This is a genomic window from Pantoea sp. CTOTU49201 (assembly GCF_032054795.1).
Lineage (GTDB): Bacteria > Pseudomonadota > Gammaproteobacteria > Enterobacterales > Enterobacteriaceae > Pantoea > Pantoea symbiotica.
Genome location: NZ_DAMBSA010000010.1, coordinates 14,319 through 28,680, shown reverse-complemented (window position 1 = coordinate 28,680; position 14,362 = coordinate 14,319). Strand labels below are relative to the sequence as shown.

At 53.2% G+C, this 14,362-nt stretch carries 12 protein-coding genes, 2 tRNA genes and 1 pseudogene; 11 read left to right on the top strand and 4 right to left on the bottom strand.

The window, feature by feature from the left end:
- The 3 genes and pseudogenes from RTY00_RS01630 to dacB all read right to left on the bottom strand — a co-directional run.
- Positions 1-268 (bottom strand): annotated as a pseudogene (locus RTY00_RS01630) (two-component sensor histidine kinase); the annotation flags it as partial.
- Positions 265-927 (bottom strand): two-component system response regulator PmrA, encoded by a 663-nt coding sequence (pmrA, locus tag RTY00_RS01625; RefSeq protein WP_061718248.1) that lies wholly within the window; start codon positions 925-927, stop codon positions 265-267. The pseudogene RTY00_RS01630 and the gene pmrA, both read right to left, overlap by 4 nt.
- Entirely contained in the window at positions 927-2,360 is a 1,434-nt protein-coding gene (dacB, locus tag RTY00_RS01620) for a serine-type D-Ala-D-Ala carboxypeptidase (protein ID WP_312663194.1), read from the bottom strand. Before dacB ends, pmrA begins: the two co-directional genes overlap by 1 nt.
- A 246-nt stretch (positions 2,361-2,606) precedes the next feature.
- Between dacB and greA the strand changes: the two genes are divergently transcribed.
- Positions 2,607-3,083, top strand: coding sequence for a transcription elongation factor GreA (gene greA, locus RTY00_RS01615; protein ID WP_110868068.1), 477 nt, complete (start codon positions 2,607-2,609; stop codon positions 3,081-3,083).
- 126 nt (positions 3,084-3,209) lie between these two features.
- On the opposite strand, the gene yhbY is transcribed toward greA, so the two are convergent.
- Positions 3,210-3,503, bottom strand: coding sequence for a ribosome assembly RNA-binding protein YhbY (gene yhbY, locus RTY00_RS01610; RefSeq protein WP_007886683.1), 294 nt, complete (start codon positions 3,501-3,503; stop codon positions 3,210-3,212).
- A gap of 125 nt (positions 3,504-3,628) precedes the next feature.
- Here yhbY and rlmE point away from each other — a divergent pair, with 125 nt between their 5' ends.
- The 10 genes from rlmE (at position 3,629) to infB (ending at position 14,352) form a co-directional block, all read left to right on the top strand.
- The gene (gene rlmE, locus RTY00_RS01605; RefSeq protein WP_007886684.1) at positions 3,629-4,258 is read left to right on the top strand and encodes a 23S rRNA (uridine(2552)-2'-O)-methyltransferase RlmE; all 630 of its coding nucleotides are present in this window, start codon (positions 3,629-3,631) and stop codon (positions 4,256-4,258) included.
- Between the two features lie 175 nt (positions 4,259-4,433).
- A complete protein-coding gene (gene ftsH, locus RTY00_RS01600; protein WP_036620266.1) occupies positions 4,434-6,341 on the top strand; it encodes an ATP-dependent zinc metalloprotease FtsH in 1,908 nt (635 codons plus the stop codon).
- Between the two features lie 129 nt (positions 6,342-6,470).
- Positions 6,471-7,304 (top strand): dihydropteroate synthase, encoded by an 834-nt coding sequence (gene folP / locus RTY00_RS01595; RefSeq protein WP_008104309.1) that lies wholly within the window; start codon positions 6,471-6,473, stop codon positions 7,302-7,304.
- Positions 7,305-7,307: 3 nt separating this feature from the next.
- Positions 7,308-8,642, top strand: a complete 1,335-nt coding sequence (gene glmM, locus RTY00_RS01590; protein ID WP_008104307.1) for a phosphoglucosamine mutase — start codon at positions 7,308-7,310, stop codon at positions 8,640-8,642.
- 217 nt (positions 8,643-8,859) lie between these two features.
- Positions 8,860-9,195 (top strand): preprotein translocase subunit SecG, encoded by a 336-nt coding sequence (gene secG, locus RTY00_RS01585; protein ID WP_007886689.1) that lies wholly within the window; start codon positions 8,860-8,862, stop codon positions 9,193-9,195.
- Between the two features lie 49 nt (positions 9,196-9,244).
- Positions 9,245-9,331: transfer RNA gene (locus tag RTY00_RS01580), tRNA-Leu, on the top strand.
- Positions 9,332-9,390: 59 nt separating this feature from the next.
- Positions 9,391-9,467 (top strand) — tRNA-Met (locus tag RTY00_RS01575).
- A 212-nt stretch (positions 9,468-9,679) separates the two neighbouring features.
- On the top strand, positions 9,680-10,132 hold the full coding sequence (gene rimP, locus RTY00_RS01570; protein WP_036620302.1) for a ribosome maturation factor RimP: 453 nt from the start codon (positions 9,680-9,682) through the stop codon (positions 10,130-10,132).
- Between the two features lie 24 nt (positions 10,133-10,156).
- Positions 10,157-11,644 (top strand): transcription termination factor NusA, encoded by a 1,488-nt coding sequence (gene nusA / locus RTY00_RS01565; protein ID WP_008104302.1) that lies wholly within the window; start codon positions 10,157-10,159, stop codon positions 11,642-11,644.
- Positions 11,645-11,661: 17 nt separating this feature from the next.
- Positions 11,662-14,352 carry a translation initiation factor IF-2 gene (gene infB / locus RTY00_RS01560; protein ID WP_061718245.1) on the top strand — a complete coding sequence of 897 codons (2,691 nt, stop codon included), beginning with the start codon at positions 11,662-11,664 and terminating at the stop codon, positions 14,350-14,352.
- Positions 14,353-14,362 lie beyond the last annotated feature (10 nt).

Below are 14,362 nucleotides of genomic sequence, written 5' to 3'. Positions count from 1 at the left end.
TCAGCGGACGAATAATCCAGTTGATCGCCCAAAACGACAGCAGCAAGGTGAGGGCGACCATCACTAAGGAAGGTAACAGCAACGAGGCAATCGCCTCACGGATCTCGTTTTCCACGCGATCGTTACGCGCCTGCGCCGAGAGCGTTTCGTTGACCAAAAAACTGATCTGCTCGCGGCTTTCATGCCACAGCCAGATGGCGCTCATCACCTGACAGGTGAGGAGAATCAGCGCCAGCATAATCAATAACCGCTGACGCATGCTGTTCATTCGCGGATTTCCAGACGGTAACCGACGCCGCGCACGGTTTTGATGCGATCTTTCCCGAGCTTGCGACGTAAATTGTGGATGTGAACTTCAAGGGTGTTGGAACCGGGATCGTCATTCCAGCTGTAGAGATCCTGCTGCAGCGTTTCGCGATGCACATTTTGTCCCACGCGCATCAGTAAACGGGTGAGCAACGCGAACTCTTTTGGCGTGATCTCCAGCGGGATCGCTTCCAGCAAAACCTGCTGGGAACTGAGATTGAGCGTCAGATCGCCCTGTTGCAACAGGTTATCGCTGTGGCCCTGATAACGGCGAATCAGCGCTCGCACGCGTGCCTGTAACTCAACCAGCGCAAACGGCTTCACCAGATAATCATCAGCGCCGGCATCCAGACCATCAACGCGATCCTCCAGCGCATCGCGCGCTGTAAGGATCAATACCGGCACCGCAATGCCGTCGCGTCGCCATTGACGCAGCAGCGAAGCACCATCGCGATCCGGCAAGCCGAGATCGAGCACGATCAGGCTGTATTGTCCGCTACGCAGCAGCGCATTGCTCTCTGCAGCCGTGCTGGCGCAGTCGATGGCGTAGCCCTGCGAGGTTAGTGCCTGCGCAAGGCCCGATTGCAATAGTGCATCATCTTCAACAATTAGCAGTTTCATCAGTTGTTCTTGTTGATATCCGTATAGAGGCGGCTCTCAAAACGTACCAGCGGGATGCGGCGCGTTTTCTGATCTTCCGGCGGCACAGCATAGCCGGACAGGAACTGGACAAAGGCGACGCGTGCGCCACTGGAAGTGGTGATGAATCCTGCCAGATTATAGACGCCCTGCAGCGAACCGGTTTTCGCAGATACTTTGCCATCCAGTCCTGCTTCGTGCAGACCGCCGCGATATTGCAGCGTGCCGTCGTAACCGGCCAGCGGCAACATCGAAATGTAATTCAGCGTCGAATCATTTTTCGCAATGTATTGCAGCACTTGCATCATAGTATCTGGCGCAATCAGGTCATGGCGCGACAGGCCGGAACCATCAACCTGAATGCTGTTACCGAGATCGACACCGGCTTTTTCACGTAGGATGCGACGTACCGCATCCGAACCCGCGCGGAAGGTGCCCGGCACGTTGAAGTAGTGATGGCCGATGGTGCGGAACACGGTATCGGCGATCATGTTGTCTGACTTCTTCAGCATGGTGTGCAGCAGCGTGTGCAGCGGTGCAGATTGCGTTGAAGCCAACACGGTCCCCGGCGATGTCACTTGCGCCTGGCGAACCAGATGCCCGCTGTAACCAATATCGGCGGCGCGCAGCTCGGCTTTAAGAATCTCACCGGCCCACGCAGCACCATCCTGCACGGCAAAGGCCAGCGGCAGCGGCTCTGAACGTTGGCGCATGCAGCCGGTTAAGGTGTAGCGATTGAGCTCGCCTGGTACGACATCCAGCTCGCAATATTGTCCGTCACCGCTGTTGCGACCAATGGTGCGCACCTGACTAAACATGTGAGCCGGATAATAGGAAGCGATACGCACAAAGGCGTTTTCGCCAGGCGTATTGGCGCTATACAGCGAAACCGAGAAACAGTTTTTATCGACGATTGCCGCACCCGGCGGCGCGCTGAAGCACTGTGTCAGATCGTTCCACGGCCAGCCTGGCGCCATATCGTGGCTGGCGAACACCGAAGTGTCGATCACCAGGTTGCCTTTGATATGGGTGATGCCCTGCTTTTTCAGCGCGGCTACCATGTTGCGCAGATCCTGGCGACCCAGCGTGGGATCGCCGCCAAAACGCGCCACTAAATCGCCATTCAAGGTGCCATCGTTAACCGCACCTTTGGTCTCCATGGTGGTCTGGAAACGGAAATCGGGTCCGAGTTCTAACAAAGCCGCCAGCGCTGTCACCACTTTCATGGTGCTGGCCGGTAACGCCATCTGTTTGCCGTGATAATCGATTATTGGGGTGGATGCGCCCACTTTTTGTACCATCAGCGCCAGGTTTGCGCCGTCTGGCAAATACTGCATGTATTCATCAACGGGGGCTGCTTGTGCCTGCAGCATAAACGCACAGGTTAATCCGGTAACAAGTCGTGAAAATCGCATAATCTCGCGGTAACTGACGGGTGAGGGCGTCAATACTACGTCCCCGGACGGTGCAAAGTAAACGATGACCCACAGGGAACTCTGGGGTAAAATACGTATCAAAATGCAAAACCGAACCTGACCCGGAAAGCTTTCCCGGTCAGGCTTCTTTTGCTTGTGAAAAGAGGTAACGCGCCGCAGAAGCTGTTTTCTGCTGTCACCGGTCAGGATGACGCCGTTAACCAGGATAGATGACGAGGAGCCAAAATGAATCAGATTCCGATGACGTTGAAAGGCGCTGAGAAGCTGCGCGAAGAGCTGAACGAACTGAAAACTGTGAAGCGTCCGCGCATCATCGCCTCCATCGCCACAGCCCGTGAGCACGGCGATTTGAAAGAGAATGCCGAATATCATGCGGCTCGCGAAGAACAGGGTTTCTGCGAGGGTCGTATTCAGGAGATCGAAGCCAAGCTTTCCAATGCGCAAGTCATTGATGTGACTGCCATGCCTAAAACCGGTCGCGTGATTTTTGGCGCTACCGTGACCATCCTCAATGTGGATACGGATGAAGAGTTCACCTATCGCATCGTGGGTGACGATGAAGCTGACTTCAAACAGAACCTGATTTCAGTGAATTCGCCGATGGCGCGTGGATTGGTTGGAAAATCAGCAGACGATGTCGCGATTGTGAAAACCCCGGGCGGGGATGTGGAATATGAAGTCCTGAAGGTGGAATACCTTTAAGATATTGCTACGCTTTGCAATATGTCGCTGCATTTTGTAAAGAAAGGAAAAAGGCCGCATTGCGGCCTTTTATCACATGCAGGAGCGTGGCACTTTCTTTGCCCGTCGCCGCCTTTAAAGGCATGATTAACGCGGAAGAGTAATTTTACGCTCTTTGGCAGGGCGATACAGCACCAGCGTGTTGCCGATTACCTGTACGTTGCCTGCTTTAGTCTCACGCACGATAGCGTCCACGATCAGCTGCTTAGTTTCACGATCTTCCGAGGCAATTTTTACCTTGATCAATTCGTGATGCTCGAGCGCCAGTTCGATTTCGGCGAGCACGCCTTCGGTCAGGCCATTACCGCCCAGCATGACAACCGGCTTAAGCGGATGGGCAAGGCCTTTCAGGTGCTGTTTTTGTTTGGTACTCAGATTCATCGTATTTTTTGCTTACTCAGGGATTGAAAACGGTTCATTCTACCGCCATCTCGGGTATATCGCCAAATCAACGCGACCATTGCGTGCTGATTTATCGCTACGATGACGATTTAATTGGAAAAATTATGACGGGTAAAAAGCGTTCGGCCAGTTCCAGTCGCTGGCTACAGGAACACTTTAGCGATAAATATGTGCTGCAGGCACAGAAAAAAGGGTTACGTTCGCGTGCCTGGTTTAAACTTGAAGAAATTCAGCAGGGTGACAAGATTTTCAAACCCGGGATGACAGTTGTTGATCTCGGTGCGGCACCCGGCGGTTGGTCGCAATATGTGGTTCAGCTTATCGGATCAAGTGGTCGTATCATCGCCTGCGATCTGTTACCAATGGATCCGATTGTCGGCGTTGATTTTTTGCAGGGCGATTTTCGAGATGAGGCGGTTCTTAACGCCTTACTCGAGCGCGTAGGCGACCAAAAGGTGCAGGTGGTGATGTCTGATATGGCACCCAACATGAGCGGTACACCTGCGGTTGATATTCCACGTTCGATGTATTTGGTAGAATTGGCGCTGGAAATGTGTCGGGATATCCTGGCCCCAGGCGGCAGTTTTGTCGTGAAAGTGTTTCAGGGAGATGGCTTCGATGAATACCTGCGGGAAATTCGCTCCCTGTTTACGAAAGTGAAAATTCGTAAGCCGGACGCTTCGCGATTACGTTCGCGCGAAGTGTACATTGTGGCGACGGGGCGCAAACTTTAGCCCGAATTGCCGGAATCAAAGCAAGACGACCAATGCGTTTACTCTGATGTGTAATTCTGAGTTTCAGGGTAAACAAGCAAAATCATCCGCACTGCGATTCCAGGTATGAAGGAACTATAGTACCCTACGCTGTCTGTTAACATCGTTGTAATATGAGGTTAATCCCTTGAGTGACATGGCGAAAAACCTGATTCTCTGGTTAGTCATCGCGGTCGTGCTGATGTCTGTATTCCAGAGCTTTGGGCCCAGCGAGTCGAATGGCCGTAGGGTTGATTATTCAACTTTCCTATCGGAAGTGAACCAAGATCAGGTCCGCGAGGCACGAATTAACGGGCGTGAGATTAACGTTGTCAAAAAAGACAGCAATAAATACACCACCTATATCCCCGTCAACGATCCTAAGTTACTCGATAACCTGTTGACCAAAAACGTCAAAGTAGTTGGCGAACCGCCTGAAGAACCAAGCCTGCTGGCTTCCATCTTCATCTCATGGTTCCCAATGCTGCTGCTGATTGGCGTGTGGATCTTCTTTATGCGGCAGATGCAGGGCGGCGGCGGCAAGGGCGCGATGTCCTTCGGCAAGAGCAAAGCCCGCATGCTGACCGAAGATCAGATCAAAACCACTTTTGCTGACGTGGCCGGTTGTGATGAGGCCAAAGAAGAAGTGGGTGAGCTGGTTGAGTATCTGCGTGAGCCGAGCCGTTTCCAGAAGCTGGGCGGTAAAATCCCGAAAGGCGTCCTAATGGTCGGTCCTCCGGGTACCGGTAAAACGCTGCTGGCGAAAGCGATTGCTGGCGAAGCCAAAGTACCGTTCTTTACTATTTCTGGTTCTGACTTCGTTGAAATGTTTGTCGGTGTTGGTGCATCTCGTGTGCGTGACATGTTCGAACAAGCGAAGAAAGCCGCGCCGTGCATCATCTTTATCGATGAAATCGATGCGGTTGGCCGTCAGCGTGGCGCAGGTTTAGGCGGTGGTCACGATGAACGTGAACAAACGCTGAACCAGATGCTGGTTGAGATGGATGGCTTTGAAGGTAATGAAGGCATCATCGTAATCGCGGCAACTAACCGTCCAGACGTACTTGACCCGGCGCTGCTGCGTCCAGGTCGCTTTGACCGTCAGGTTGTCGTCGGTCTGCCAGACGTGCGTGGTCGTGAGCAGATTCTGAAAGTCCATATGCGTCGTGTGCCGCTGGCAACCGATATGGATCCTTCAGTCATCGCACGTGGTACGCCTGGCTTCTCCGGTGCGGATTTGGCTAACCTGGTCAACGAAGCTGCGCTGTTTGCTGCTCGCGGCAACAAGCGTGTGGTTTCGATGGTTGAGTTTGAAAAAGCCAAAGACAAAATCATGATGGGTGCGGAACGTCGCTCCATGGTGATGACCGAAGAGCAGAAAGAATCGACGGCCTATCATGAAGCGGGTCACGCGATCGTCGGTACGCTGGTTCCGGGTTACGATCCGGTGCACAAGGTCACCATCATCCCGCGTGGTCGTGCACTGGGTGTGGCTTTCTTCTTGCCAGTGGGCGATGAGATCAGCGCCAACCGTCAGAAGCTGGAAAGCCGTATTTCTGTGGCTTACGGCGGACGTCTGGCGGAAGAGATCATTTATGGTCCGGACTATGTTTCTACCGGTGCTTCATCTGACATCAAAATGGCAACCAGCGTAGCGCGCAACATGGTTACGCAGTGGGGCTTCTCTGAGAAGCTGGGTCCATTGCTTTACGCTGAAGAAGAGGGCGAAGTATTCCTCGGTCGTTCAGTGGCGAAAGCAAAACACATGTCAGATGAAACGGCGCGCATTATCGATCAGGAAGTTAAACACCTTATCGATACCAACTATCAGCGTGCACGCCGTATTCTGAATGAAAACATGGACATCCTTCACGCGATGAAAGACGCGCTGATGAAGTATGAGACCATTGATGCACCGCAAATCAGCGATCTGATGGCACGCCGCGAGGTGCGTCCACCAGCAGGTTGGGAAGAGGCGAAAGTTGCTGTGGGTAACGGCGACTCTACCCAGGCTCCACGTCCTGTTGATGACCCGAAAACACCGGGTTCAGACAAGATCATGTGATAGCGTTCTGGCGGGATGCATTGCTCACCGCCAGATTTGCAGCCGCAATACTTGTTACAATGCAAACCCCGGCAAGTCCGGGGTTTTTTACATTCTGCGATTCAGTGATTCCTCAAGGAGATTCTCGCCATGAAGTTGTTCGCCCGTGATTCCCATCTCGATCTCTCTTTTCCCCATGTGATGGGTATTTTGAATGTCACGCCGGACTCTTTCTCTGATGGTGGAAGCCACAACACGCTGGTTGATGCGCTGACGCACACCAATGAAATGGTGAATGCCGGTGCCACCATCATTGATGTTGGCGGTGAATCAACACGTCCGGGCGCTGATGAAGTCAGCGTGGAGGAAGAGCTGGCACGCGTCATTCCGGTGGTGGAAGCCATCGCGCAGCGTTTTGAGGTGTGGATTTCCGTGGATACGTCTAAACCAGAAGTGATCCGTGAAGCGGCGCGAGTGGGTGCTCACATTATCAATGACATTCGCTCCCTGTCCGAACCGGGCGCGCTAGCAGCGGCAGCAGAAACCGGTTTGCCGGTGTGTTTGATGCACATGCAAGGTGAACCGCGCACCATGCAGCAGGCACCGGAATATAGCCACATCGTGAGCGAAGTGGACGCTTACTTCGCTGCGCAGATTGCGCGATGTGAAGCAGCCGGTATCAAAAAAGATAATCTGCTGCTCGATCCTGGCTTCGGTTTCGGTAAGAATCTCAGCCACAACTATGAACTGCTGGCCAATCTGAGCCATTTCCACCATTACGGCTTACCGCTGTTGGTCGGGATGTCGCGGAAGTCGATGGTTGGTCAGTTGCTAAATGTCGGTCCGGCGCAGCGCCTGACCGGAAGCCTCAGCTGTGCGGTGATTGCCGCCATGCAAGGGGCGCAAATTATTCGCGTGCATGATGTGAAAGAGACTGTCGAAGCGATGCGCGTCGTCGAAGCGACACGGAGAGCAAAAGGATAAAGCATGAGTAATCGTAAATATTTCGGTACAGATGGGATTCGCGGCAAAGTCGGTGAAGCACCGATTACCCCTGATTTTGTTCTCAAGTTGGGCTGGGCGGCCGGTAAGGTGCTGGCGCGTCAGGGTTCACGCAAAGTATTGATTGGTAAAGATACGCGTATTTCAGGCTATATGCTGGAATCGGCACTGGAAGCGGGTCTGGCGGCGGCGGGATTGTCGGCGGCTTTCACCGGTCCGATGCCGACACCTGCTATTGCTTATCTGACACGCACTTTCCGCGCTGAAGCCGGCATCGTGATTTCGGCTTCGCATAATCCCTTTGACGACAATGGCATCAAATTCTTCTCTGCTGAAGGCACCAAGCTGCCCGATGAAGTCGAAGAAGCCATTGAGCTGGAGATGGAAAAGCCGATCACCTGCGTGGAGTCAGCTGAACTGGGCCGCGCCAGTCGCATTGTCGATGCCGCAGGTCGTTACATCGAATTCTGCAAAGGGACGTTCCCAAGCGAGCTAAGCCTGAATGGGCTGAAGATTGTGGTTGATTGCGCTAACGGCGCAACTTACCACATTGCACCTAATGTGCTGCGTGAGCTGGGTGCGACGGTGATTGCTATCGGCGTGCAGCCGGATGGCATGAACATCAACAAAGATTGCGGTGCGACCGATCTGCGTCTGCTGCAGCATCGCGTGTTGGAAGAGAAGGCCGATCTCGGACTGGCTTACGACGGCGATGGCGACCGCATCATGATGGTTGACCATTTAGGTCATAAAGTCGATGGCGATCAGATTCTCTACATCATTGCACGCGAAGGGCTGCGTCAGGGCCAACTGCGCGGCGGCGTGGTCGGCACGCTGATGAGTAACATGGGTCTGGAGCTGGCGCTGAAACAGCTGGGAATTCCATTCACCCGTGCGAAAGTGGGCGACCGCTATGTACTGGAAAAAATGCAGGAGAAGGGCTGGCGTTTAGGGGCAGAAAACTCCGGTCACGTCATTCTGCTGGATAAAACCACCACCGGCGACGGCATCGTGGCAAGTTTGCAAGTGCTCACTGCAATCGTGCGCAACCATATGACGCTTCACGATCTGTGCAGCGGCATGAAAATGCTGCCGCAGATTTTGGTCAATGTGCGTTTCGCTGGCGAGCACGATCCGTTGGAAAGCGAGAGCGTGAAAGCCGTGACCGCAGAAGCTGAAAAAACGCTGGCGGGGCGTGGTCGTGTGTTGCTGCGCAAATCCGGCACTGAACCACTGATTCGTGTGATGGTGGAAGGTGAGGATGAGGCGCAGGTCAGCGCGCTGGCGCATAAAATCGCGGATGCAGTAAAAGCGGTTTGAGTTGTTTCAGGCGGAGAGATTCTGTACTTTCCGCCTGCAAAATCACCGGGATGGTGCTTTTTTCCGCAATCGAAAGAGATGGTGAAAATTGCACTTGCAGAGGTATGTGCCTTTGGTTAGTATTCACACCCGCTTCTGATGGGTGATGACGAGACTCCCCATCGATATTGGTTGAAGCTTTAACTGTGCAGATAACGCGCAAGGAAACAGGTTGATTATGTACGAAGCTCTGTTAGTTGTTTTCCTTATTGTAGCGATTGGCCTCGTAGGTTTGATCATGCTGCAGCAAGGCAAAGGCGCTGATATGGGAGCCTCATTCGGTGCGGGCGCTTCTGGTACGCTATTCGGTTCTAATGGGTCTGGCAACTTTATGACTCGCATGACCGCGGTACTGGCTACGCTGTTCTTCATCATCAGCTTGGTTCTGGGTAATCTGAACAGTAATAAAACAGCCAAAGGTAGCGAGTGGGATAATCTCACTGCGCCGGCGCAGTCTGAACAGCAGACTCAGCCAGCTAAACCGGCAACGCCGGGCAATGATATCCCGCAGTAAGATCGTCAACGCTGTAGTGCGATAAAACAACGTCGCAGTCTAGTGATGTACCGAGGTGGTGAAATTGGTAGACACGCTACCTTGAGGTGGTAGTGCTCGAAAGGGCTTACGGGTTCAAGTCCCGTCCTCGGTACCAAATCTCAGTTTAACTTGCATTTTTTGCAAGGTCGGCGTATTATTCGCCACGTTTTCGGACGCGGGGTGGAGCAGCCTGGTAGCTCGTCGGGCTCATAACCCGAAGGTCGTCGGTTCAAATCCGGCCCCCGCAACCACTTTCCCTTAGAGTTCTTTTTCAAATATACTGCATGCATCGACGGACGCAATCTCAGTGATTTTTGAAAAAAATTCTTTTGGATTGTGCTCCGAAGCCGCTATGCGGCGTACAGGGTCCAGTCACAAAAAGCCCCGAATATTCGGGGTTTTTTGTTATCAGGAAATCGAAACACTGGGCTATAGGCCCTTTTTTTATGTCTTGGGGGTGGGCTTGTCCACATTAGAGCAAAAATTGACAGAGTTGATCTCTGCTCCAGTAGAAGCGCTTGGCTACGAATTAGTCGGTATTGAGTTTATTCGTGGTCGCACATCAACCCTGCGCATCTATATTGATAGTGAAGAGGGTATCAATGTTGATGATTGCGCCGATGTTAGCCACCAGGTTAGCGCAGTAATGGATGTGGAAGATCCTATTACCGTGGCTTACAACCTTGAAGTTTCCTCGCCGGGTCTCGAACGTCCTCTTTTCACTGCTGAACACTATGCACGTTTTGCCGGTGACGAGGTGAGCCTGGTACTACGCATGGCCGTACAAAACCGCCGTAAATGGCAGGGTATCATTAAGTCTGTTGAAGGCGAGATGATCACGGTGACCGTTGAGGGTAACGATGAAGTGTTCGCGCTGAGCAACATTCAGAAAGCGAACCTGGTCCCCCACTTTTAAAAGTCCGGATTGAGGCTAACCAGGATGAACAAAGAGATCTTAGCTGTAGTAGAAGCCGTTTCTAACGAAAAAGCCCTGCCGCGTGAGAAAATCTTCGAAGCGCTGGAGAGCGCTTTGGCCACTGCGACCAAAAAGAAGTATGAGCAAGAGATCGAAGTGCGTGTCAGCATCGATCGCCGCAGCGGCGATTTCGACACCTTCCGTCGCTGGCAGATTGTGGAAGAAGTCACGCAGCCGACTCGCGAGATCACGCTGGATGCAGCTCGTTATGAAGACGAAGCGTTCAATCTGGGCGAATTTGTCGAAGATCAGATTGAATCTGTCACCTTCGACCGTATCACCACCCAAACTGCTAAGCAGGTTATCGTACAAAAAGTACGTGAAGCTGAGCGCGCGATGGTGGTTGATCAGTTCCGTCAACACGAAGGCGAAATCATCACCGGCGTGGTGAAGAAAGTGAACCGTGACAACATTTCACTGGACCTCGGCAGCAATGCTGAAGCCGTGATTGTGCGTGAAGACATGCTGCCGCGTGAAAACTTCCGTCCAGGTGACCGTATCCGCGGTGTGCTGTACGCCGTTCGCCCTGAAGCGCGTGGCGCGCAGCTGTTCGTCACCCGCTCTAAGCCAGAGATGCTGATCGAATTGTTCCGCATTGAGGTGCCAGAAATTGGCGAAGAAGTTATCGAGATCAAAGCGGCAGCGCGCGATCCGGGTTCACGCGCCAAAATCGCGGTGAAAACCAACGATAAACGTATTGATCCAGTGGGCGCTTGCGTCGGTATGCGCGGTGCGCGTGTACAGGCGGTTTCAAGCGAGCTGGGTGGCGAGCGTATCGACATTGTGCTGTGGGACGACAACCCGGCGCAGTTCGTTATCAACGCCATGGCGCCAGCCGATGTGGCGTCAATTGTGGTGGATGAAGACAATCACACCATGGATATCGCTGTTGAAGCCGGCAATCTGGCTCAGGCGATCGGCCGTAACGGCCAAAACGTGCGTCTGGCTTCCCAACTGAGCGGTTGGGAACTGAACGTGATGACCGTCGATGATCTGCAGGCCAAGCACCAAGCTGAAGCCCATGCAGCGATCGATATGTTCACCAAACATCTCGACATCGACGAAGAGTTCGCCACCATTCTGGTGGAAGAGGGCTTCTCTTCGCTGGAAGAATTGGCTTATGTGCCAATCAACGAGCTGCTGGAAATCGACGGCCTCGATGAAGAGACCATTGAAGCCCTGCGTGAACGAGCAAAAAATGCGTTAACTACCCTGGCATTAGCGAAAGAAGAGAGCCTTGGTAATCAGGAGCCCGCTGAGGATCTTCTGAATCTTGAGGGCTTGGATCGTGCGCTGGCGTATCGCCTGGCGGCGAAAGGCGTTTGCACGCTGGAAGATCTCGCTGAGCAAGGTGTTGACGATCTGACAGATATTGAAGGGCTGGATGACGAGAAAGCCGGTGCGCTGATTATGGCTGCACGTAATATCTGCTGGTTCGGCGATGACGCGTAATAACAGGAAGGAACAGCATGACAGATGTAACCGTAAAATCGCTGGCCGCCGAAATTCAGACCCCGGTCGATCGCCTGGTACAGCAATTTGCTGATGCAGGGATCCGTAAGTCTGAGAACGATGCGGTGTCCCAGCAAGAGAAAGAAACCTTACTGTCTCACCTGAATCGTGAGCACGGTCAGACCGGTTCAAGCAAGCTGACTTTGCAGCGCAAGACGCGCAGCACCTTGAATATTCCCGTCACCGGGGGTAAAAGTAAGTCGGTACAAATTGAAGTCCGCAAAAAGCGCACATACGTGAAAGGCGACGCAGAGTCTGAGCAAGCTCAGGCAGAAGCGGAAGCCGAGGCGCAGCGTGAAGCGGAAGAGCAGGCGCGTCGCGAGGCGGAAGAACAAGCCCGTCGCGAAGCTGAACAGAAAGCGCAACGTGAAGCCGAAGATAAAGCCAAGCGCGAAGCCGCTGACAAGGCCAAACGTGAAGCAGCGGAAAAAGAGAAATTGACTAATCAACCTACCGACGTAGTAGCCAAGGCTGCGCAGTCTGATAAAGCCCGTCGTGAAGCAGAAGCTGCCGAACTGAAACGTAAAGCAGAAGAAGAAGCACGCCGTAAGCTGGAAGAAGATGCGCGCCGCGTGGCTGAAGAAGCCCGCCGCCTGGCTGAAGAAAAAGCTGTTGAATGGGCCAAACCTGAAGAAGAGGATAAAGGCGACTATCACGTCACTACCTCAACTCACGCCCGTCAGGCAGAAGACGAGAACGATCGCCAGGTAGAAGCTGGCCGTGCACGTGCTCGCACCACTAAAGCAGCTCGCCCGGTGAAGAAAGGCAACAAGCATTCTGAAGCCAAAACCGATCGCGAAGAAGCGCGTGCGCAGGTTCGTGGCGGTAAAGGCGGCAAACATCGTAAGCCAAGCACCCTGCAGCAGGGCTTCAACAAGCCAGCTCAGGCTGTTAACCGCGATGTCGTCATCGGTGAAACCATCACCGTTGCTGAACTGGCCAACAAAATGGCGATCAAAGGTTCTCTGGTCGTTAAAGCGATGATGAAGATGGGCGCTATGGCGACCATCAACCAGGTTATCGATCAAGAAACCGCTCAGATGGTCGCGGAAGAAATGGGTCACAAAGTGATCCTGCGCCGCGAGAATGAGCTGGAAGAAGCGGTAATGGACGATCGTGATACCGATGCTGCGCAAGAGTCTCGTGCTCCGGTCGTTACCATCATGGGTCACGTTGACCACGGTAAAACCTCTCTGCTTGACTACATTCGTTCAACGAAAGTGGCATCAGGCGAAGCGGGCGGTATTACTCAGCATATCGGTGCTTACCACGTTGAAACTGACAACGGTATGATCACCTTCCTCGATACCCCGGGACACGCCGCGTTTACCGCAATGCGTGCTCGTGGTGCGCAGGCCACGGATATCGTTATCCTGGTTGTTGCTGCTGATGATGGCGTGATGCCTCAGACCGTTGAAGCTATCCAGCATGCGAAAGCAGCCGGTGTGCCAGTGGTTGTTGCGGTCAACAAAATCGATAAGCCAGATGCTGATCCAGACCGCGTTAAGAACGAACTGACCCAATACGGAATTCTTCCGGAAGAGTGGGGCGGTGAGAACATGTTCGTTAACGTCTCTGCGAAAGCCGGTACCGGTATTGACGACCTGCTGAATGCAATTCTGCTGCAAGCAGAAGTACTGGAACTCTCTGCTATCCGTGAAGGTATGGCGAGCGGCGTGGTAATTGAATCGTTCCTCGACAAAGGTCGTGGTCCGGTTGCTACCGTGCTGGTACGTGAAGGTACGCTGAACAAAGGCGATATCGTGCTGTGCGGCTTCGAATACGGCCGTGTACGTGCGATGCGTGACGAATTAGGTCGTGAAGTGCTGGAAGCGGGTCCATCCATTCCAGTGGAAATCCTGGGTCTGTCCGGTGTGCCGGCCGCAGGTGATGAAGCGACTGTAGTACGTGATGAGAAGAAAGCGCGTGAAGTTGCACTGTATCGTCAGGGCAAATTCCGTGAAGTTAAGCTGGCGCGTCAGCAGAAGTCTAAGTTGGAGAACATGTTCGCCAACATGACTGAAGGCGAAGTGTCTGAGCTGAACATCGTACTGAAATCTGACGTACAGGGTTCTGTCGAAGCGATCTCTGATTCGCTGCTGAAACTCTCTACCGACGAAGTGAAAGTGCGCATCATCGGTTCAGGCGTAGGTGGTATCACCGAAACCGACGCAACCCTGGCTGCAGCATCCAACGCTATCATCCTCGGCTTCAACGTGCGTGCTGATGCATCTGCTCGCCGCGTGATTGACGCTGAAAACGTTGACCTGCGTTACTACTCCGTCATCTATAATCTGATCGACGAAGTGAAAGCAGCGATGAGCGGTATGCTGGCGCCAGAGTTCAAACAGCAGATTATCGGTCTGGCTGCGGTACGTGACGTGTTCAAATCACCGAAGTTTGGTGCCATCGCGGGCTGTATGGTCACCGAAGGTAACATCAAACGTCACAACCCAATCCGCGTACTGCGTGACAACGTGGTTATCTATGAAGGCGAGCTGGAATCTCTGCGCCGCTTCAAAGATGACGTTAACGAAGTTCGTAACGGCATGGAATGTGGTATCGGCGTGAAGAACTACAACGACGTTCGCGTTGGCGATATGATCGAAGTGTTCGAAGTGATTGAAATTAAACGCACCATCGATTGATCATCATTTG